The sequence below is a fragment of the Lentzea sp. HUAS12 genome (assembly GCF_024125735.1).
Classification (GTDB): domain Bacteria; phylum Actinomycetota; class Actinomycetes; order Mycobacteriales; family Pseudonocardiaceae; genus Lentzea; species Lentzea albida.
Genome location: NZ_CP099738.1, coordinates 3,263,664 through 3,283,630 on the forward strand (window position 1 = coordinate 3,263,664; position 19,967 = coordinate 3,283,630).

Here is a 19,967-nt window from a genome sequence, read left to right on the forward strand (position 1 = left end):
CGTACGTAACCTGACGAATGGACCCGGATGGCGGGGCGCCTTACTCCGGATCGCGGCTAGCGCGATGTGCTATGGCCGGGCGAGCACCTCCAGGACGTCCGCCCGGACAGACATCGCCCGTTCACCGAGATCGGCGGGGACCTCCGCGTGGTCCCGGTTGATCCGCACCAACCGAGCGCTTGGCAGGGTGCGCACGAGCGACTCGACCGGTGAGCGGATGACCCCCGGAGTGCTGTACCCGGCACCGATCTCGAGCACGAGCACACCGTCGCGCACCCAGTCGCGCATCCTCCTTCCGGCGGGAACGTAGTGGTCGGGGACGTACTCGGGCCCCTTGTGCACGTTGAGGAACACCGCTCCCCCGCACCGCGGGCACGACGGCACGGCGGTGACCTCGCCCGTCGCCGCGTCGTAGGTGGCCAGCGCCGCCTCGACGACCGGCCTGCTCGGCCACGTCTCCCGCGTGCACGGTGTTTCGCACTGGTAGCGGCCGTAGTCGCCCTGAGGCGTCCAGATCCGGTCTTCGACGAACCCGTTGCGCGCGAACAGCCCGTCCACATTGGACGTCACGACGAAGTGGTCGCGGTCACCGACCAGGTCCCGCAGCCCCTGGTACACCGGGTTCGGCCCCGCACCGAACCTGATGTCGTCGACGTGCACGGACCAGTAACCCCACAGCAACCGGGGCGGGAGCGGCAGCCCGATCAGCTGGTACCGCGCCCGCAGCCCCCGGGCGTGCAGGACCGGGAACAGCTCCGCGAACCGCGCAGTGTCCGAGTAGTCGTACCCGGCCGCCGCCGACAGCCCCGCGCCCGCCGCGATCAGCACGTGTTCGGCCTCGTCCAGCCACCGCCGCAGCGTCACAGCAACTCCCGGTACGCAGCCTCGTCCTCGTCACCGAAGACCACGAACACCACCCGGTCGAACCGGCAGGGGCGCAGGGCGAGCCAGTCCTCGACCGCGCCCACGGCGACGCGGGCGGCCGGTCGTTTCGGGAACCCGAAGATCCCCGTGCTGATGCCGCAGAACGCGATCGTGCGGATTGCCGGGACCTCGGCGGCGAGGTCGAGGCAAGCCCGGTAGGAGTCGGCGAGCGCGGCGACGTGCTCGGGCTCCAGCTCGCCGTGCACGACCGGTCCCACGGTGTGCAGCACGAACGACGCGGGCAGGTGGTACCCGCGGGTGATCTTCGCGGTGCCGGTCGGTTCCGGCGTGCCGTGCAGGTCCACGATCCGCCGGCAGTCGGCCCGCAGCCGCGGCCCGGCGGCGTTGTGGATCGCGTTGTCGACGCAGCCGTGCATGGGTTGGAAGCACCCGAGCAGGGCGTCGTTGGCGGCGTTGACGATCGCGTCGGCCCTGAGCCGCGTGATGTCACCGCGCCACACCGCGACCGGCCCGGGCAACGCCGGCGCGTCGGCGTCCACCCGCCGTTCGCCGCCGAGCAACGCGTCCAGCACCGCCATCAGCTCGGGATCGATCGGCGCGGGCTCCCGCACGGTCAGCGCCGCGCGCAGGCTCCGGCGATCGCCGCGGCCTCCGAGCATGCGCAGGGCGCGGCTCGTCAACTCCTCGAACTCCTCGGCGGACGCGGGCGCGCCGAGCGGCCGGAACGGCTCGTCCAGCGCGACCGCGGACCGGTAGCCGAGCACGTCAGAACAGCCCGTTGGAGTGCGGCAGCGCGGCCGGGATCGGCGCGATCACGTCCCAGTGCTCGACGATCCTGCCGTCCTGGACGCGGAACAGGTCCCAGTACGCGACCGGCTCCCCGAACTCACCTTCCGACTGCAGCAGCACGAGATCGCCTTCGGCCACGACCCGGTGCACGGTCTTGTAGACGAGGTTCTTGCCCTGCTGCGCCCACTGCGCCGCCGCGGCACCGAACCCGTCGAGCCCGTCGGCCGCCTCCGGGTTGTGCTGCAGGTAGGTCTCGGTGGAGATGTAGTCGGTCAGCACCGAGTAGTCGGCGTCCTGCAGGATCCGCTGCGCGAACTCCGTGACCAGCGCACGACTGGCCTCGGTGCCGTCCCCGGCCGGCTGCGCCGCACCGTCGGTCTGGGACCGTCCACTCGCGGTGTCCCCGACCACGGGCGTGAGCGCGTCCCAGTGCTCGGCGAGCTTGCCGTCCTCCACCCGGAACAGGTCGAACGCGACGAGCGGCTCGGGCCCGAACCCGTGGTAGACACCGTGCAGCGCAACGAGATCACCGTCGGCGATCACCCGCGCCAGTTCGTACCGGAACCCCTCGGGCAGACTCGCGACGAGTCCTCGCAACGCCTCGGGCCCGTCCGCGACGAGCGAGCTGTGCTGCCGGTACCCCGGCGCGACCCAGCGGTCCACAGCGGACGGGTCCCTGTCGCCGAACAGTTCCCCTGCGGCCTTGAGCACGATCTCCTTGTTTCCCATGGCGTAGACGATGCCCCGCCGACGCCTCCGAGACGAGGTAGGATCACGCCTCACCATGGTCAAAAGTGGACAGGTCGCACACTTCGGCTTCAGCAACCCCGACCGCGGGCAGCTGGGCCTCGAAGCCCTCGACCTCGGCGTGCTCCGCCGCAGGCTCACCGAGGACACGCTCACCAAGGTGCACCGCACCGACTTCCACCAGCTGTTCCTGTTCACCGCGGGCACCGGCACCACCATGGTCGATTTCGTGGACCACCCGTGCGCCCCCGGCACGCTGCTGCACGTCAGCCCCGGCCGCGTGCTCCGCCTGCCCACGGCCCGGCTCGACGCGTCGATGGTGCTCTTCACCCCGGCCTTCCCGGTCCTGAGCCCGTTCGGCCCGGTGCTCCACGAGGTGCCGCGGGCGGAACGAGCCGTCTTCACCCGCGCGATGCAGGACCTCCGCCAGGAGTACCGCCGCAACCTGCTGACCGGCGAGCCGGTCGACCTGCTCCGCACCCTGCTGAACGCGCTGCTGCTGCGGATCGCCCGCCTGCCCGGCGCCACCCCGGGCCGGGACCCGCGCTTCGAACGCTTCCAGCAGGAGCTCGAGCGCTCGTTCGCCTCGACCCGCAGTGCCGCCGACTACGCGGCCCGGATCGGCTACTCGACGCGCAGCCTCAACCGCATCTGCCTGGCCGCCACCGGGCAGTCCGCGAAGGCGTTGATCGACGCCCGCGTGACGCTGGAGGCCAAGCGCCTGCTGGTGCACACCGACCTGTCTTCGGCGGCGATCGGCCACCGGCTGGGGTTCAGCGAGCCGACGAACTTCACGAAGTTCTTCGCGCGGGAGACGGGGATGTCACCGGGGGCGTTCCGCGAGTAACTGGCCGAGGGCGTGGCGGGCGATCTCGGCGACGGACGGGATGCTGTCACCGTGCCGCGCGAGAGCGAGTACGGACAGTTCCAGCGCCCAGCCCCGCGCACGCGCCCACGTGGCGTCGTCGACCCCGCCCAGCTCGCGCCGGAACTGCGCCCGGCCCCGCTGGTCGAGGAACAGCCACGCCGTCATGAGGTCCCCGGCCGGATCACCGGCGGCCGCGCAGCCCCAGTCGATCACGCCGGACAGCTCGCCGTCCGTGAACAGCAGGTTGCCGCGGTGGAGATCGGCGTGCAGCCAGGTCAGCGGCCGATCCCAGGCGGGAGCGCTGATCGCGTCCTCCCAGATCGCCGTGAGCCCCGGGTCACCGCCCAGCTTCGCGATGGCCGCCCGGACACCCAGGTCGCTCACGGCGATGTCACGACGTCCCCGGTAGGTGGTCCACGGCTCGCCGTCCGTGCTGATTCCCTGCAACGCCTGGAGGACCTCGGCCAGACGAGCGCCGGTGCGCGGGCCGACGGCGTCGATCGTGGAGATGTCGCCCTCCAGCCACCGGACGACCGACCACCGGTACGGGTAGTCGTCGGTGGCCTCACCGAGTTCCAGGGGTTCCGGCAGCGCGACCGGCAGGTGCGGCGCGAGCCGCGGCACCACCTCGAAGTCGCGCTCGGCCTGGTCCCACGCCTCCTTGATCCGCGGCAACCGGACCGCGAGCTCGTCACCGAGCCGGAAGATGGCGTGATCGGTCCCACCGTGCCGGACCTCGGTCAGCGCCAACCCCTTCCACCGCGGGAACTGCGACCGGACCAAACCCTCCACAAGGGACAGGTCGATCCGCATCAGTCGTCCCACCCCGGGCACAACCCGTCCAGCGTGCGGCGCGCGATCCCCGCCAGGAACCTGTTGGTCTCGCGGTAGTACGGCAGCGCCAGCACGGCGAGGTGCAGCGCCCAGCCCTGCGCCCGCGCCCAGTCCGCGTCGTCGAACTCGGCGAGCTCGCGCTGGAACGCCTTGCGCCCGCGCGAATCGAGGTACAGCCACGCCGTCATGAGGTCGGCGGCGGGATCACCGACCCCGGCGCTCCCCCAGTCGATCACGCCGGTCAGCGCGCCGCCGGTGAACAGCAGGTTGCCCTCGTGCAGGTCGGCGTGCAGCCAACGGCCCGGCCGCTCCCACCGGGGCGCGGCCAGCGACTCCTCCCAGATCGCGACGAGCCGGGGACCGCCCCCGATCTGGGCGATGCACGAGCGGACGGCCGAGTCGTCCTCGATCCCGCTCACCCGGCCACGACTCGACTTCCACGGCCTGCCCTGAGCGTCCACCGACTGCAACGCCCGGACGAACTCCGCCAGCCGGAAAGGAACGTCCTCGTCGACTGCTTCGACGGGAGCCGTCACGCCGTCGATCCACCGCACCACCGACCACTGGTACGGGTACCGGTCGGTCGGCGCGCCCAGTTCCAGCGGCTCCGGCACCGCGACCGGCAGAGAAGGCGCGACCAGCGGCACGATCAGCGCTTCCTCGGCGGCGTCGTCGGCGGACCACTCGCGGCGCGGGAGCCGCACCGCCAGCGAGTCGCCCAGCCGGTAGAGCGCGTTGCTGGTGCCGCCGTGCGCGACCTCCCGCACCGGCAAACCCCGCCAGCGCGGGAACTGCGTGCGTATCAGGTCCCGCACCAGAGCCACGTCCGTGGCGATCTCGGGCATCGATCAACTCCCCCGGGTCAGCTACGCATGCAACACCGTCCCCACGGGCTCGGCAACTCGTTTCTCGAACGGCAGCGGTCCGGAAGGCGGGACCGTCACGTCGAACAACGGCGTGTAGCCCGCCGCCAGGTACAGGCCGCGTGCCTCGGGCTGGCGCGGTCCGGTGGTCAGGTAGACGCGCCGGTAGCCGAGCCGGAACGCCTCCGCCTCCAGCACCTCCAGCACGCGCCGGGCGAGGCCCTGGCGGCGGTGCGCCGAGTGCGTCCAGATCCGCTTGAACTCCGCGGTGCGCTCGTCGTGCCGCCGGAACGCTCCGCCCGCCACGGCGACGCCGTCCCGCAGCAACACGAGCAGCCGTCCGTCGGGAGGTGTCAGCGACGAGTCCGGGAAGCGTTCCATCCGCTCCCGGGCCGCCGGGCCGTACCTGCTCACGTACTCGTGCAGCAGTTCGGCCATCATCTCGGCGACCTCGGGAGCGTCCGGCCTCGTCCAGTGGACGGAGAGGGTCATCCGGCGCGCCGGTCCGCCAGCCGCACCACGTTGGGTGGGCGTTCCACCCGGAACCGGCTGCTCGACGCGACGAGGTAGCCGACGCCGCGCACGGTCTGGATCACGTCCGCCGCGTCGCCGAGCTTCTGCCGCACCCGCCGGACGTGCACGTCGACCGTGCGGGCGCCGCTGTAGTCGTCGTTCACGCCCCACACCGCGGCCAGCAGTTCACGGCGGCGGTGCACCCGGTCGGTGTTCTCGCACAGGTGCAACAGCAGCTCGAACTCCAGCCTCGTCAGCTCGACCGCGGACTCGTGGAGCAGGACCTGGCGGGTGTCCGGCAGGATCCGGACGTCCACGTCCTCGACCTCCGCCGCCTCGACCGCGGGGATCAGCCCCACGTCCCGCAGCGCGCCGAGCAGCCGCAGCGCGGTGTCCTCGTCCTCGGTGTCGATGGTGATGCTGAACCTCATGTCCCCCACCCCTCAGCTCTTCGGCAGACCCTGCGGGTTGACCTCCGACGTCGGCACGGCCTCGTCCTCCAGCCCCCAGCGCTTCAGGACCTCGGCGTACTTGCCGTTGGCGATCAGCTGGTTCAGCGCCTCCTGGACCGGTCCCACGAGACCGCTGTCCTTCTTGGTGGTCACCGCGATCTTGCCCTGGACGGTGGCGCCACCGGAGAAGTTGCCGATCACCTCGGTCTGCCCGGACGTCGCCGCGTGGTAGGCCGAGGTGGGGTTCGGGCCGAGGTAGGCGTCGATGCGGCCGGACTGCAGCGCGAGGTAGTAGTCCGACGAGTTCTGGAAGTACTTGATGTCCGTGGCCTTCAGGCCCGCGGCGACGTTCTTGGTGCTCCAGTCGACCAGGATCTTCTCCTGGTTCGTGCCCGACGACACGGCGATCACCTTGCCCGCCACGTCTTTGGGCTCCTTGACCTTCCAGGTGCCGCCCTTCTTCGCCTCGAACGCCAGGGTGTCGAGGCGGTAGGTGGCGAAGTCGTACTTCTCCTTGCGCGCCTCCGTCACGGTGATGTTCGACAGACCGAGGTCGTAGGCGCCGCTGTCGAGGCCCACGAACAGGTTCTCCCACGACGAGACCTCGAGCTTGGGCTTCAGGCCCAGCACGTCGGCGACCAGCGTGGCGATGTCGGTCTCGACGCCGATCACGGTCTTGTCGTCGGTGGCGTAGAACCGCAGTGGTGGTGCTGTGCCGGCGGATCCGCCGATCGTCGGCTCACCCTTGGCTCTGAACTTCTCCGGCACCTTGGCGGCGATCTTGTCGTCCTTGGTGGCGGTGACCCGGTTCTGGTCGGGACCGAGGTTCACACTGAGGCCGGCGACCTCGGTGGGCTCCTCACCACCGGCGGTGCCGCAGGCAGCCAGACCGAACGCCAGCACGGCGAGAAGTACTTTGCGCACAACGAACTCCTTCTACAGGACCTTGGACAGGAAAGCGCGGGTGCGCTCGTGGACGGGGTGGTCGAGCAACTGGTCAGGCGGTCCCTCTTCGACGATCACGCCCTCGTCCATGAACACGATCCGGTCGGCCACCTCGCGGGCGAAGCCGATCTCGTGCGTGACGACGACCATCGTGGTGCCGGACCGGGCGAGGTCGCGGAGCACGTCCAGCACCTCGCCGACCAGTTCGGGGTCGAGCGCCGACGTCGGTTCGTCGAACAGCACGACCTTCGGCCGCGTGGCCAGGGCTCGCGCGATCGCGACCCGTTGCTGCTGGCCGCCGGAGAGCTGCCGTGGATACGCGGACGCCTTGTCCGCCAGGCCGACCCGCTCCAGGAAGTGCCGGGCGTCGGCGAGTTCCGCGACCTCCGCGACGTTCTCCAGCGCGGTCAGGTGCGGGAACAGGTTGAAGTTCTGGAACACGAACCCGATGTCCTTGCGCTGCTTGAGGATCTCGGGTTCCTTGAGCTCGTGGAGCTTCCCGCCGCGCCGCCGGTAGCCGATCAGGTCGCCGTCGATCGTGATGTACCCGCGGTTGACCTTCTCCAGGTGGTTGATCGTGCGCAGCAACGTCGACTTGCCCGACCCGGACGGTCCGAGCACCACCACGACCTCGCCGGCGGCGACGTTCAGCGACACCCCGCGCAGCACTTCCAGCGCGCCGAAGCTCTTGTGCACGTTCAGGACCTCGATCACCGGTGGTCTCCTCGCGCGAAGTAGCGCTCGACGTAGTGCTGGCCGATCGAGAGCAGGGTGGTCAGGACGATGTACCAGATGGTCGCGACCATCAGCAGCGCGACGACCCGGGCGTTGCGGCCGTAGATGACCTGCACCTGGTAGAACAGCTCGCCGATCGCCATCACCGAGACGACCGAGGTGCCCTTGAAGAGGCTGATCACCTCGTTGGCCGCGTTGGGCAGGATCGATCGCATCGCCTGCGGCAGAACGATCCTGCGGAACTGGCGGAACCTGGGGATGCCGAGCGCGGCCGCCGCCTCCAGCTGCCCGCGGTCGACGGAGATCACGCCGGACCGGACGATCTCCGCCGCGTAGGCCGCCTGGTGCAGCGCAAGACCGAGGACGGCCGCGCCCATCGGGCTGATCAGCGAGATCGTCTCGAAGCTCACGAACTCCGGCCCGAACGGGATGCCGAGCGAAAGCCGTTGGTACAGGTAGGAGATGTTGAACCAGAACAGCAGCTGCACGATCAGCGGGATCGACCGGAACGCCCAGATGTAGGTCCAGCCCACCGCGCTCAGGAACGGGCTCTTCGACATCCTCAGGACCGCGACCACGATGCCGAGCGCGAAGCCCAGGACGGTGCCGAACACCGTCAGGAAGATCGTCGTGCCGACGGCGGTGAGGATCGACTGGGCGGTGAAGTACCGCGCGAACGTCGGCCAGTCCCAGGCCGGGTTCGTGACCAGGCCGTGCACGAACTGCGCGGCGAGCACCAGCACGAACGCCACCCCGACCCAGCGCCACGGGTGGCGGGCCGGCACGACGGGCAAAGCGGAAAGATCATCGTCCTTTGTGGACGTAGGCGTCAGCGTGCCAGAGGTCATGGCGAGTCCTTGCTGCGGCGGGGAACGTGAGACGAGCGAGGTGGAAAGTCAGCTCGTACAGTCGATGTGACAGCGGGAGGACGGGACCAACGCGGCGTTCATCCCGTCCTCCCTTCCCTGCGCTCTTGAGGAGAGCACTCACTCAACGACGTTCACGTTATGTACCGACCAACGGCGTGGGCAAGGACGTCCACGTGCTGAACAACTATCGGATACCGAGATGATCCCTCAACGTCGGACCCGAGTACTCGGACCGGAACACGCCGCGTTCCTGCAGCAACGGCACGACGGTGTCCGCGAACTCGTCGAGCCCGCCCGGCGTCACGTGCGGCACGAGGATGAAGCCGTCGGCCGCGTCCTGCTGCACCAGGTCGTTGATCTGCGTGGCGATGCTGTCCGCCGACCCGATGAAGTTCTGCCGGGCGCTGACGTCGATCACGAGGTCGCGGATGGACAGGTTCTTCGCCGCGGCCTTCTCCCGCCACTGTTTCACGGTCGCGGCCGGGTCCTTGAACATGCGCACGCTCGCGCGGCCCTTCGCGATCGTGTTCTCACCGATCACCGGCTCGACCTCGGGCAGCGGGCCGTCCGGGTCGTACGCGCTGAGGTCGCGGTTCCAGACCTGTTCGAGGAACCGGATCGCGGTCGCCCCGCTGACCTGCTGCCGCCTTACGACCGCAGCCTTCTCCTGGGCGTCCGCGTCGGTGTCGCCGAGGACGAACGTGGCCGCGGGCAGCACCACGAGCTGGTCGTGCGTGCGGCCGTACTTGGCGAGCCTGCCCTTCACGTCGCTGTAGAACCTCTGCCCGGCCTCCAGCGTGCCGTGCCGCGAGAAGATCGCGTCGGCGGTGGCGGCGGCGAACTCCCTGCCCTCGTCGGAGTCCCCCGCCTGCAGGATCACCGGACGGCCCTGCGGCGAGCGCGGGACGCCGAACGTCCCGCTGATGTCGAAGTGCCGGTCCTGGTGCTCGAACTGCCCCACTCCGGTGTCGAACAGCTTCCACGCGGTGCGCAGGAACGACTCCGCGCGGGTGTAGCGGTCCTCGTTCGCCAGGAACCCGCCGCGCCGGAAGTTCTCGCCGGTGAACGCGTCCCACGAGGTGACGACGTTCCAGGCCGCGCGCCCGTCCGAGAGGTGGTCGAGGGACGCGAACTGCCGCGCCACCTCGTACGGCTCGTTGAACGTGGAGTTGATCGTGCCGGCGAGCCCCAGCCGTTCGGTGACGGCGGCCAGCGCGGCGAGCACCGTGAACGTGTCGGGCCTGCCGACGACGTCCAGGTCGTAGATCTTGCCGCCCTGCTCGCGCAGCCGCAGCCCCTCGGCGAGGAAGAAGAAGTCGAACTTCGCCCGTTCGGCCGTCCGTGCCAAGTGGACGAACGAGTCGAACTCGATGTGGCTGCCCGCCTGCGGGTCGCTCCAGACGGTCGTGTTGTTCACGCCGGGGAAGTGCGCGGCGAGGTGGATCTGCTTGGTCATCTCGCGCTCCTTCAGGCGAACTGGTTGGCGGGCCGGGCGAGGCCGAGGTGGCCGCGCAACGTCGAGTGCTCGTACTCGGTGCGGAACACGCCGCTCTTCCTCAGCTCCGGCACCACCTCGCGGGTGATCTGGCGGAGGTCGCCGTGCAGCCGGAACCCGGCGAAGCCCTCGGCGTGCCACGCGATCAGCTGCTCCACCGGGGTGGACGCGTCCACGTCCCGGAAGACGAGCCCGCCGGTCGCCGGGACGTCGTCGGAGAACACGATGTCGCCCACCGGTTCGGTCGCGGCGATCACCGGGTGGCCCTGCGGCGGGCGTGGCGTGATCGACGGCCCGCGGACGGAGAACCAGCGGCCCTCGAAGTCGATGTAATGCAGCTTTTCCCGGTCGATGAACCGCCCCGTGGCCTCGTCGCGGATCTCCGCGTCGTCCTCCCAGCTGTCCCACAACCGGCGCAGGACCTCCGCGTAGTCCGCAGCCTCCTCCCACAGATCATCGAGGTCGTCACGACGCCCGAAATGCCGGGCCACAGCGGGTTCCGCCGCCACAGCCAGCCGCACCCCGCCGCGGCCCTTGCTCACGTAGTCCAGCGTGGCGATCGCCTTGGACAGGTGGAACGGCTCGGTGTGCGTGACCACCGCCGTCGGCACCAGTCCGATCCGCGTGGTGAGCGGGGCGATCCGCGCCGCCGTGAGCACGGCGTCGAGCCCCGGCCGGCCGTCGAGCGAGTCGTCGAACGTGACGAAGTCGAGCTTGGCGTCCTCCGCCGCGCGCACGAGCTCGGCCCAGTGCCGCGCGCTGTACGCCTCGTCGCCGGTCGCCTGGAGTGCCGCGGCCAGGTGCAATGATGCGCCCACCGGTCCCCCTCTCGTCGTTTTCCTCGCATTCTGTTCGCGGTGACGGGCCTCGTGCTGGGGCGGCCACTGGGTGGGAATCCCGGCCGGAACGGGAATATCTCGCGGGCTTGCCTTGACGTGCGCGTGAAGGTTTAGCGTTGGGGTCCATGAGGATCGGCGAACTGGCCAAGCGAGCCGGCACCACCACCCGTGCGCTGCGGTTCTACGAGTCGGAAGGGCTCCTCGAAGCGCAGCGCACGTCGAACGGCTACCGCGAGTACGACGAGCACGACCTGCGACTGGTGCGCGAGATCCAGGCGCTCCAGTCGGTCGGCCTGTCGTTGCAGGACACCCGGCCGTTCGTCGCCTGCCTGCGCGCGGGCCACGAGTCCGGCGACTCCTGCCCGGACTCGCGCGAGGTCTACCGGCGCAGGCTCGCCGAGGTGGACGCCTGCCTGGAGCGGCTCACCACCGTCCGGGAGTTCCTGCTGGCCAGGCTCGCCTTCCAGGACCCGTGCGTCGTACCCGAGGAGATCCAGTGCACCAGTTGACCGATGCCACGTTCGCGGACAGCACGAGGACGGGCACCGTGCTCGTCGAGTTCTGGGCGCAGTGGTGCGGGCCGTGCCACATGCTCACGCCCGTGCTGGAGGAGATCGACCGCGAACGCGACGACCTGACCGTCGTCAAGATCAACGCCGACGAGAACACCGCCACCGCCCGCGACCACCAGGTCATGTCACTGCCCACGCTGCTGCTGTTCCGCGACGGCGAGCCGATCCGCCAGATCGTGGGAGCGCGCCCCAAGGCCCGGCTGCTGGCCGAACTGGATGACGCGCTGCGGCCCTGATCGGCCTATCTTCTAGCGCATGCTCGGTCTCGAACTCGTAGTGGTGCTGGGTGTGTGCATCCTCGCGAGCAGCGTCGTGTCCGGACGGCTCCGCGTCGCCGCCCCGGTCCTGCTGGTCGCGTGCGGCGCGGTGCTCGGCTTCGTGCCCGCCCTGGAAGAGGTCAGCCTGCCGCCCGAGGCGATGCTGCTGATCTTCCTGCCGGCGTTGCTGTACTGGGAGAGCCTCAACACCTCGTTGCGGGAGATCCGCAGCAACCTGCGCCCGATCGTGCTGCTCAGCACGCTGCTCGTGCTCGCGACGGCCGCCGCGGTGGCCTCCGTCGCCCACGCCCTGGGCCTCGACTGGGGCCCGGCGTGGGTGCTCGGCGCGGCACTGGCCCCCACCGACGCGACGGCGGTCTCGGCGATCGCCCGCGGCATGCCGCGCCGCACGACGACCATCCTGCGCGCCGAGTCCCTGATCAACGACGGCACGGCGCTCGTGATCTACGCCATCGCGGTGTCGATCACCGTCGGCGAGCAGCAGTTCAGCACCGGCCGCGTCGGCCTGCAGCTGGTGTTGTCCTACGCGGGCGGCGCCGCGGCCGGGTTGCTCGTCGCCTGGCTCGCCGTGCAGGTCCGCAAGCGCCTCGACAGCCCGTTGCACGAGAGCGTGGTCAGCATCCTGACCCCGTTCGCCGCGTTCCTGCTGGCCGAGACGGTGCACGGCTCGGGCGTGATCGCCGTGGTCACGTGCGGCCTGGTGCTGGCCCAGGTCGGCCCGCGCATCGTGCGCGCCGACACCCGCCAGGTCAGCTACGCGTTCTGGGGCATCGCGACCTTCGTGCTGAACGGCGCCCTGTTCGTCCTGATCGGACTCCAGGCTCACAGCGCGCTGCGGTCGTTGAACGGCTCGGAGGCCCTCGCCACGCTCGGCGCCATCGGCCTGGTGTCGCTGACAGTGGTCGGCACCCGCATGCTGTGGAGCTACACGACCCCGTACGTGATCCGCGCCCTCGACCGTCGCCCGCAACAACGCTTGCGCCGCGTCGGCGCACGCCAGCGACTCGTGTCGTCGGCCGCAGGCTTCCGCGGCGCCGTGTCGCTCGCCGCCGCGCTGGCCGTGCCCGTGACGGTGGTGGACGGCGGCCCGTTCCCGTTCCGCGACGAGATCATCCTCATCACGTCCGGTGTCGTGGTGCTGACGCTGATCGTGCAGGCCGTCATGCTCCCGTCGATCATCCGCTTCTCCCGGCTGCCCGAGGACACCGCGCTGGACGAGGAGCTCCGCCTCGCCCAGTCGACCGCGTCCGAGGAGGCCTACGAGGCGCTGCCCCGGCTCGCGGACAAGGTGGGCGTCTCGGACGTCGTCTACAAGCGCGTGCTCGCCGAGTACGAGCACCACCTCGAGGTCGTGCGGGCGAAGGAGGCCGGTGACGAGGAGGTGGCGCAGTCCGAGGTCGAGTACACGGCGTTGCGGCTGGAGCTGATCGCGCACAAGCGGGCGACCGTCGTGCGACTGCGCGACGAGCAGGCCATCGACGACATCGTGCTGCGGACCGTGCAGCGCAAGCTCGACGTCGAGGAGGTCCGGCTCTCCCGGCGCGAGGTGGAGGAGGACTAACTTCGGTTCCGTGATCACTTCGCGAGAGCACGTGCTGGGCAGGATCGCCGACCACCTCGTCGGTCTCGACCGCCCCCTGCGGGTCGCGGTCGACGGCATCACCGCCTCGGGCAAGACGACACTGGCCCGCGAGCTGACCGCCCTGGTGGCGGCTCGCGGGCGTTCGGCGGCGCACCTGTCGATGGACGGGTTCCACAACCCGCGTGCGATCCGGCACCGGCTCGGACGCTCCTCGGCCGACGGGTACTACCTGGACGCCTACGACTTCGCCTCGTTCGCGCGGCTGGTGCTGGAGCCGCTCGGTCCCGGCGGGAATCGCCGGTACCGGTCGCGGATCATCGACCTGCACTCGGACGCGGTGGTCGACGAGCCACCCGTTCTCGCCCCGGACGACCTCGTGCTCGTGGTCGACGGCAGCTTCCTGCAACGGGACCTGGAGTGGGACGAGGTCGTCTTCGTGGACACGCCCTTCGAGGTCGCCTTCGACCGCGGGACGCGACGTGACGCGGAGCTGCTCGGCGGACTGGAGCAGGCCTCACTGGCCTTCGAGCAGCGGTACCACGCGGCCGGCCGCCGGTACCTGGAGGAGGTCGGACCGGCGGACCGCGCTTCGGTCGTGGTCGGCAACTCGGACGTCACCCGGCCCGTGTTGCGACGGATCGGTGGTCCTGCCGGGGCCGTCGTGAACCTGTTCTCGTACGGGATCTTGCAGACGGCGCCGGTGCAGATCGAGCACTTCGGGCGCACGCTCGTGGGCAAGGAGGACGTGCTTCCCGGCTACCGGCAGGACCGGGTGACGACGGACCGGCACCCGATCGTCTCGTTCACCGGCGACCCGGCCGAGTCGGTCGCCGGGACGGTGCTGGAGGTGACGACCGCGGACCTGGCCGCGGCCGACGTCCACGAGGTGGACGAGTATCGGCGCACGCTGGTGAGGCTCGGGTCCGGTGCGGAAGCGTGGGTGTACCTGCGGGCGTGACTACGACGTCGCCGCCCACCCGGCCTAGCTGACCAGCGACAGGCCCCGGTTCGAGGGCTGCTCGGGCGCGACGGCCGGCGCCGCCGACGGCACCTCGACCTCCTCGCCGCCGATCTCCCGCGTGATCCACGCCCCGGACTCCACCATCACCTTGAGCGTGCGGGTGTCCATGGCGTTGACGCGGCCGTAGTACCACTCGTCGGTCGCCAGCGGCCCCATCCGGTCGCCCATGCGCTTCTTGATCTCGAGCACGCGCTCGTACAGCGCCTTGACGAGGGCGGCGCGGTCGGCGGGGCCCTGGAGGCCCTCGCGGATGCGGTCCTCGATGCCCCGCGGGGTGCCCTCGGAGTCCGGCATGAGCATGGTGGTCCAGGCGCGCGACTTCTCGCGGTACTGCAGCTGCTGCATGATGCCCTCGTGCTGCGCGAAGTCGGCGGCGCGGAAGGCGTTGCCGCGCCAGCGCTTCTGGAGGTTCACGGCCAGCGAGAGCGCGCTCTTGAGGCCCGTGTTGAGGCCTCGGCCCGGCCAGAAGTGCAGTGAGTTCGCGGCGTCGCCCAGCAGGAAGCCGAACGTCGACGGGGCGAGTTGCGCGGTGAACTTCGACATCTGCTGCATGCCCAGCGTGAACGAGTTGATGCCGACGACGTCCGCCACGCCGACGCCGAAGAAGCGCAGGCCGTCGAGGATCCGGGGCCACAGGTACGAGAGCTTGTCGACGGACGGCTTGAAGACCGAGCGGTGCCGGTCGCAGACGAAGCGGCCGTTACCGGAGGGGCGCATGGTGCAGCCGAACCTGCCGATGCACGAGACCGGGCCGCTCTCGCCGAGCGCGACGATCTCGGACGCCTCCTCGGCGGTCAGGCGCATGTTGATGAAGCCGCCGCCGAGCGAGTTGAACAGGAACCTGTTCTGCGCCACGGTCAGCGGAACGGTGTGCTCGTCGGGCGACTTCGCGGTGACGCGGATGCCCAGGACGCGCTCGTCGAGCGGCGAACCGTCCACTGAGAACAGTTCACGGCTCGGGGTGCCGAACTGCGCCGAGAACGCCTCGCGGGTCGCGGAACGGGCGCCGTCGGCGATGGCGAGGACGTGCAGGCCGTCGAACTTCGCCGGCGGCGCGTAGGCGTCCGCGACGAGCTCGATGCCGTAGACGTCCTGCGCCATGTCGAGCAGGCAGTCCTCGATCCAGCGGATCTTGATGTTGCGCGGCCTGCCCTTGGACGCCGGGGAGTCCGGGCCGAGCGGCCACATCTCCGAGAACTTGCCGGGCGCGAACAGGCGCTGCTGCACGGCGAGCGGGAGCGACGCCCAGACGTTGCTCTGCAACGTCACGACCTGCTCGCGGCGGTTGTTGCCCTCGGCAGCGCCCTTCCACACGACGCGGTCGCCCTGGCGCATCCAGCGGCGGTCGTGCACGCGGATCATCACGCCGTCGCCGAGGAGCGACTTCACGGTGCAGGCGAACGCCAGACCAACCGGCCCGCCGCCCGCCACGTCCACCCGCAGAGGGGCGGTCTGGCGCAGCGGCACGACCCGGCTGCCCTGCTTGGGCAGCATCACCGTCGGGGCAATCCTGCCCACCAGCACCGTCTTCTCATCCATGGCCACCACACGTGGGGCGGCCCGGGACGGTTCAACGGTTCTCGAGGAATTTTTCCCAGGCGGCGAAACTGAAGGTCAGGACCCCTCCGGCCGGGTTCTTCGAGTCCCGGACGAGCGTGTCGGCGGCCACCGACACCTCGACACAGTCGCTGTCCTCAGTGCCCCCGCTGTAGCTGCTCTTACGCCAAACGCGTTCCTGCATCCCTGAGGTCCTCTCGCGGTCCGCCGACGTACTCCGCCAGCTTGCTCCGCGATTGTTCCTCATCCAAGGCGACCTCAGCCAAACGGTCGAACAGCAGACGGGCTCTGACCGTTGCGGCGGGGTCCTGCACGAACACCTTCGCCAGGTCGGTGTCGATGAACGCCACCGGCATCGCCTTGTCGAACTCCCACAGCGTGCAACTGGAGGCGATCACAGGTGCCTCCGCAGGGATGATCCGCACGAGATGCACGTTGAAGAGCAACCGGAGGTACTGCTCCTCCATGACCCGGTCATCACCGACCCGCAACTGCAACGCGTGCTCGTGGATGTAGAACAGGCAACTCGGCCGGTTGTGGCGTTTCAGGATCGACTGACGATCGATCCGTGCCTGCACCAGCGCGGGAATCCGGTCCTCGGCCACGAACCCGCTGAGCTGGTACACACCGTAGGCGTACTCCGGCGTCTGGATCAGGCCCGACACCGACTGCGGGTCGTAACGAAGGATCGTCCTCGCGTTCGACTCCGCCATCACGAGGGTGCGCATGTTGTCCGAGACCTGGACGATGTACTCCTCGAAGGCGTTCTTGAAGCGGCGCTTGAAGTCTTCGAAGAAGTCGATGTCCTTGCCCAGCATCGAGAGGTACTGGAGCAGGTCGATCTCGCTGGGGCAGTACTTGCCGCGCTCCAGGGTGGAGACCTTGCTCGGATCCCAGCCCAGGCGCAGCGCGAAGGCGGCGCCAGTGAGACCAGTGGAGGATTCGCGAACTTTGCGGAGCTCTTCACCGAGGTCTCGGCTGTACACAGTGGAGGGAGTGCTGGTGGCCATTCCCCGACCGTAGGGCTTGCTCGAAGAGCAACAAGGGGCTCATTCGGGTGAAAACGGACGGGATGATCTTCAGCTCGCTCCCAGGAAACTCGCAGCCCCGCCACAGCTTGCCGGACGAGCATCCCACGCCATGACTCGACGTCGCAGATCCTTGGTGATCAACGGACTGCTGGTGGTGGTGCTCCTCGGCGCCGGTGTGGCCGGCTACCTGGTGTTCTTCGGTTCCTCCGGCAGTGCCCAGCCCACCGCGGCCCGCACGGCCGCCGCCGCGAACCGCGACGTGAGCGAGGTGGTCACGGCCTCGGGGACGGTGCAGAGCTCGTTCAGCGCCGCCGCGTCGTTCGGGGCGAGCGGCACGGTCACCGAGATCAACGTCAAGGTCGGCGACGTCGTCACCAAGGGCCAGCAGCTCGCGAAGCTCGACCCCACGCAGGCGCAGCTGCAGGTCGACATCGCGCAGGGCAACCTGAACGCCGCGCTGGACAAGGGAACGGGCACCACGGCGTTGCTCACGGCGTACCGGCAGGCGCAGCTCTCGCTCCAGCAAGCGAAGGACACGCTCGCTGCCACCACGCTCACCGCGCCGGGAGACGGCACGATCACGTCGGTGACCGGCTCGGTCGGCCAGAAGGTCGGCAGTTCGAACACCACGTCCAGCAGCACGACCTCCACCACCACGACGACGTCCGGGTTCGTGGTCGTCACGGACCTCAAGAACCTGGTGCTGCACGCGAACGTCTCGGAGTCCGACGTCAGCAAGCTCAAGGCCGACCAGGCGGCGACCGTCACGGTCAACGCGATGCAGTCGCAGCCGGTCCAGGCCAAGGTCACGCAGGTCGATCTCACGCCGACGACGGCGAACAACGTCGTGCAGTACGGCGTCACGCTCACGTTGACCTCGCCGCCGGAGGGCCTGCGGCCCGGTCAGTCGGCGAGCGTCGAGATCACGGTAGCGGGAGCCACCGGAGTGCTCGCGGTGCCCGCCGCGGCCGTGCAGACGGTCAACGGCGAGAGTTCCGTGCAGGTGCTGGAGAACGGCGCCGAGACGCGCAAGACCGTCGAGGTCGGCGTGCGGGGCGACCAGTACGTGGAGATCAAGTCCGGGCTGTCGGCGGGCGAGGAGGTCGTGCTGCCGCAGGTCACGACGTCCACGAACCAGAACAGGCAGCAGCCGGCCGGTCAGTTCCCCGGCACCGGCGGCCAGCGCAACGGCGGCGGCTTCACCGGGACCGGTCGATGAGCCCGGTCATCGAGGTCCGCGACCTCCGCAAGACCTACGGCAGCGGCGACACGGCCGTGCACGCGTTGCGGGGCCTCGACCTGACCGTCGAGAAGGGCGAGTACATCGCGATCATGGGCGCGTCGGGGTCGGGCAAGTCGACGCTGCTCAACATCCTCGGGTGCCTCGACGTGCCGTCCGGCGGCAAGTACCTGCTCGACGGGATCGACACGGGCGACTTCGACGAGGAGCAGCTCTCGTTGCTGCGCAACAGGAAGATCGGGTTCGTCTTCCAGTCCTTCAACCTGGTGCCGCGGACGACGGCACTCGCGAACGTCGAACTCCCGCTGGTGTACGCGGGAGTTCGACGTGCCCAACGACGCGAACGGGCGCTGGCGGCGCTCGACCTCGTCGGCCTCAAGGACCGCACTCACCACCGGCCCAACGAGTTGTCGGGTGGTCAGCAGCAACGCGTCGCCATCGCCCGGGCCCTGGTGACGTCGCCCGCGATCGTGCTGGCCGACGAGCCGACCGGCAACCTGGACACGGACTCCAGCCGTGAGGTGCTCGGCATCCTCGACCGGCTCAACGCGAGCGGCCGCACGGTCGTGCTGATCACGCACGAGGACGAGGTCGCCGCGCACGCCATGCGGACCGTCCGGGTCGTGGACGGCAGAGTCGCGGGGGTGCTGGTGTGAGGATCTTCGAGATCGCCGCGTTCGCCGTGAGGGGCCTGACCGCCAACAAGATGCGGTCCGGGCTCACCACCCTCGGCATCCTGATCGGTGTCGCGTCGGTGATCCTGCTGATCGCGGTCGGCAACGGCGCGTCGAGCGCGGTGCAGCAGAGCATCGCCGGGCTCGGCACGAACATCCTGACGATCAGCCCGCAGCGCGCCCAGCCCGGCACCACCGCCAAGCCCCTGACCACGGCGGACGCGGCCGCGCTGGTGGGCGCCGACTCCCCCGACGTCAAGTACGCGTCGCCGGTGGTCTCGGCCCAGGCGACCGCGGGCTACGGCGACACGACGCACGACATCGGGCAGTTCATCGGCTCCGACCCGCGCTACTTCGACACGACGAACAGCGCGGTCGCGCAGGGGAACCTGTTCTCCGACAACGACGTCCAGCAGGCGCGCAAGGTCGTGGTGATCGGCTCGACCGTGGCGGCGGAGCTGTTCCCCGGCAGCGATCCGGTCGGGAAGTCCATGCTGGTCAACAACATCCCGTTCACCGTCGTGGGGGTGCTGGCCGCCAAGGGTTCCAGCGGGTTGCAGGACGCCGACGACCTCGCGGTGGCGCCGTTGACGACGACGCAGAACGCGTTGACCGGCTACGGCAGCCTGACTCAGATCGTCGTGCAGGCCCGGTCCGCCGACGCGCTGCCGAACGCGCAGGCCCAGGTGACGACGATCCTCAACGGGCGCCACAAGGTCACCACTACCCCGGACTACCGGATCCTGAGCCAGGACCAGCTCCTGACCGCGCGGACGGCGACGACGGAGACGTTCACGGTGCTGCTGGCGTCCGTGGCGGCGATCTCGTTGCTGGTGGGCGGGATCGGCATCACGAACATCATGCTGGTGACGGTCACCGAGCGGATCCGGGAGATCGGCATCCGCAAGGCCGTGGGGGCGCCCCGTTCCTCGATCCTCGGGCAGTTCCTGATCGAGGCGACGCTGCTGAGCCTGTTCGGCGGCGCCCTGGGCGTGGCGGCGGGGATGATCGGCAGCCAGTTCACCATCGCGGGCATCCAGCCCGTGCTCGTGCCGTCGTCGGTGCTGCTCGCGTTCGCGGTGTCGGCGTTGATCGGCCTGTTCTTCGGCAGCTACCCGGCCTCCCGCGCCGCGAAGCTCCGTCCCATCGAAGCCCTCCGGCACGAATAAGGAGTCTTG

At 69.8% G+C, this 19,967-nt stretch carries 23 protein-coding genes; 8 read left to right on the plus strand and 15 right to left on the minus strand.

Going from position 1 to position 19,967, the window contains the following annotated elements:
- Positions 1 to 69: 69 nt before the first annotated feature.
- Genes ND450_RS14200 through ND450_RS14210 form a run of 3 tightly spaced genes read right to left on the minus strand, consistent with a single transcriptional unit; the run spans position 70 to position 2,403 of the window.
- A complete protein-coding gene (locus tag ND450_RS14200; RefSeq protein WP_253326597.1) occupies positions 70 to 864 on the minus strand; it encodes a hypothetical protein in 795 nt (264 codons plus the stop codon).
- On the minus strand, positions 861 to 1,649 hold the full coding sequence (locus ND450_RS14205) for a macro domain-containing protein (RefSeq protein ID WP_253326598.1): 789 nt from the start codon (positions 1,647 to 1,649) through the stop codon (positions 861 to 863). Before ND450_RS14205 ends, ND450_RS14200 begins: the two co-directional genes overlap by 4 nt.
- 1 nt (position 1,650) lies before the next feature.
- The gene (locus ND450_RS14210; RefSeq protein WP_253326599.1) at positions 1,651 to 2,403 is read right to left on the minus strand and encodes a nuclear transport factor 2 family protein; all 753 of its coding nucleotides are present in this window, start codon (positions 2,401 to 2,403) and stop codon (positions 1,651 to 1,653) included.
- Between the two features lie 55 nt (positions 2,404 to 2,458).
- Here ND450_RS14210 and ND450_RS14215 point away from each other — a divergent pair, with 55 nt between their 5' ends.
- The gene (locus ND450_RS14215; protein ID WP_253326600.1) at positions 2,459 to 3,268 is read left to right on the plus strand and encodes an AraC family transcriptional regulator; all 810 of its coding nucleotides are present in this window, start codon (positions 2,459 to 2,461) and stop codon (positions 3,266 to 3,268) included.
- Here ND450_RS14215 and ND450_RS14220 read toward each other — a convergent pair.
- The 9 genes from ND450_RS14220 to ND450_RS14260 form a co-directional block, all read right to left on the minus strand.
- A complete protein-coding gene (locus ND450_RS14220) occupies positions 3,245 to 4,102 on the minus strand; it encodes an aminoglycoside phosphotransferase family protein (RefSeq protein WP_253326601.1) in 858 nt (285 codons plus the stop codon). The genes ND450_RS14215 and ND450_RS14220 overlap by 24 nt on opposite strands.
- Positions 4,102 to 4,968 carry an aminoglycoside phosphotransferase family protein gene (locus tag ND450_RS14225; protein ID WP_253326602.1) on the minus strand — a complete coding sequence of 289 codons (867 nt, stop codon included), beginning with the start codon at positions 4,966 to 4,968 and terminating at the stop codon, positions 4,102 to 4,104. The genes ND450_RS14220 and ND450_RS14225 overlap by 1 nt, the downstream gene beginning before the upstream one ends.
- A gap of 21 nt (positions 4,969 to 4,989) precedes the next feature.
- Positions 4,990 to 5,478, minus strand: coding sequence for a GNAT family N-acetyltransferase (locus ND450_RS14230; protein WP_253326603.1), 489 nt, complete (start codon positions 5,476 to 5,478; stop codon positions 4,990 to 4,992).
- Positions 5,475 to 5,930, minus strand: coding sequence for a winged helix-turn-helix domain-containing protein (locus ND450_RS14235; protein WP_253326604.1), 456 nt, complete (start codon positions 5,928 to 5,930; stop codon positions 5,475 to 5,477). Before ND450_RS14235 ends, ND450_RS14230 begins: the two co-directional genes overlap by 4 nt.
- Before the next feature lie 12 nt (positions 5,931 to 5,942).
- Positions 5,943 to 6,875 (minus strand): ABC transporter substrate-binding protein, encoded by a 933-nt coding sequence (locus ND450_RS14240; protein ID WP_253326605.1) that lies wholly within the window; start codon positions 6,873 to 6,875, stop codon positions 5,943 to 5,945.
- 12 nt (positions 6,876 to 6,887) lie between these two features.
- Positions 6,888 to 7,610 carry an amino acid ABC transporter ATP-binding protein gene (locus ND450_RS14245; RefSeq protein ID WP_253326606.1) on the minus strand — a complete coding sequence of 241 codons (723 nt, stop codon included), beginning with the start codon at positions 7,608 to 7,610 and terminating at the stop codon, positions 6,888 to 6,890.
- On the minus strand, positions 7,607 to 8,479 hold the full coding sequence (locus ND450_RS14250; RefSeq protein ID WP_253326607.1) for an amino acid ABC transporter permease: 873 nt from the start codon (positions 8,477 to 8,479) through the stop codon (positions 7,607 to 7,609). The genes ND450_RS14245 and ND450_RS14250 overlap by 4 nt, the downstream gene beginning before the upstream one ends.
- Before the next feature lie 205 nt (positions 8,480 to 8,684).
- A complete protein-coding gene (locus ND450_RS14255) occupies positions 8,685 to 9,956 on the minus strand; it encodes an LLM class flavin-dependent oxidoreductase (protein ID WP_253326608.1) in 1,272 nt (423 codons plus the stop codon).
- Between the two features lie 11 nt (positions 9,957 to 9,967).
- Positions 9,968 to 10,813, minus strand: coding sequence for an LLM class flavin-dependent oxidoreductase (locus tag ND450_RS14260; RefSeq protein ID WP_253326609.1), 846 nt, complete (start codon positions 10,811 to 10,813; stop codon positions 9,968 to 9,970).
- A 146-nt stretch (positions 10,814 to 10,959) separates the two neighbouring features.
- On the opposite strand from ND450_RS14260, the gene ND450_RS14265 reads away from it, so the two are divergent.
- Genes ND450_RS14265 through ND450_RS14280 form a run of 4 tightly spaced genes read left to right on the plus strand, consistent with a single transcriptional unit; the run spans position 10,960 to position 14,224 of the window.
- Positions 10,960 to 11,343 (plus strand): MerR family transcriptional regulator, encoded by a 384-nt coding sequence (locus tag ND450_RS14265; RefSeq protein WP_089910892.1) that lies wholly within the window; start codon positions 10,960 to 10,962, stop codon positions 11,341 to 11,343.
- Entirely contained in the window at positions 11,331 to 11,642 is a 312-nt protein-coding gene (gene trxA, locus ND450_RS14270) for a thioredoxin (protein WP_253326610.1), read from the plus strand. Before ND450_RS14265 ends, trxA begins: the two co-directional genes overlap by 13 nt.
- A 19-nt stretch (positions 11,643 to 11,661) precedes the next feature.
- Positions 11,662 to 13,245 carry a Na+/H+ antiporter gene (locus ND450_RS14275; protein ID WP_253326611.1) on the plus strand — a complete coding sequence of 528 codons (1,584 nt, stop codon included), beginning with the start codon at positions 11,662 to 11,664 and terminating at the stop codon, positions 13,243 to 13,245.
- 10 nt (positions 13,246 to 13,255) lie between these two features.
- Entirely contained in the window at positions 13,256 to 14,224 is a 969-nt protein-coding gene (locus ND450_RS14280) for a gamma-glutamylcyclotransferase (protein WP_253326612.1), read from the plus strand.
- A gap of 24 nt (positions 14,225 to 14,248) precedes the next feature.
- Here ND450_RS14280 and ND450_RS14285 read toward each other — a convergent pair whose 3' ends face one another.
- Genes ND450_RS14285 through ND450_RS14295 form a run of 3 tightly spaced genes read right to left on the minus strand, consistent with a single transcriptional unit; the run spans position 14,249 to position 16,854 of the window.
- Positions 14,249 to 15,826 carry a hypothetical protein gene (locus tag ND450_RS14285; protein ID WP_253326613.1) on the minus strand — a complete coding sequence of 526 codons (1,578 nt, stop codon included), beginning with the start codon at positions 15,824 to 15,826 and terminating at the stop codon, positions 14,249 to 14,251.
- Between the two features lie 31 nt (positions 15,827 to 15,857).
- On the minus strand, positions 15,858 to 16,091 hold the full coding sequence (locus ND450_RS14290) for a DUF397 domain-containing protein (protein ID WP_371927704.1): 234 nt from the start codon (positions 16,089 to 16,091) through the stop codon (positions 15,858 to 15,860).
- Positions 16,006 to 16,854: a helix-turn-helix transcriptional regulator gene (locus ND450_RS14295; protein ID WP_253326615.1), complete on the minus strand. Its 849-nt coding sequence runs from the start codon at positions 16,852 to 16,854 to the stop codon at positions 16,006 to 16,008. Before ND450_RS14295 ends, ND450_RS14290 begins: the two co-directional genes overlap by 86 nt.
- 130 nt (positions 16,855 to 16,984) lie before the next feature.
- On the opposite strand from ND450_RS14295, the gene ND450_RS14300 reads away from it, so the two are divergent.
- Genes ND450_RS14300 through ND450_RS14310 form a run of 3 tightly spaced genes read left to right on the plus strand, consistent with a single transcriptional unit; the run spans position 16,985 to position 19,958 of the window.
- Positions 16,985 to 18,094 (plus strand): efflux RND transporter periplasmic adaptor subunit, encoded by a 1,110-nt coding sequence (locus ND450_RS14300; protein WP_253326616.1) that lies wholly within the window; start codon positions 16,985 to 16,987, stop codon positions 18,092 to 18,094.
- Positions 18,091 to 18,771: an ABC transporter ATP-binding protein gene (locus ND450_RS14305; protein ID WP_253326617.1), complete on the plus strand. Its 681-nt coding sequence runs from the start codon at positions 18,091 to 18,093 to the stop codon at positions 18,769 to 18,771. The genes ND450_RS14300 and ND450_RS14305 overlap by 4 nt, the downstream gene beginning before the upstream one ends.
- On the plus strand, positions 18,768 to 19,958 hold the full coding sequence (locus tag ND450_RS14310; protein ID WP_253326618.1) for an ABC transporter permease: 1,191 nt from the start codon (positions 18,768 to 18,770) through the stop codon (positions 19,956 to 19,958). Before ND450_RS14305 ends, ND450_RS14310 begins: the two co-directional genes overlap by 4 nt.
- Positions 19,959 to 19,967: the final 9 nt, after the last annotated feature.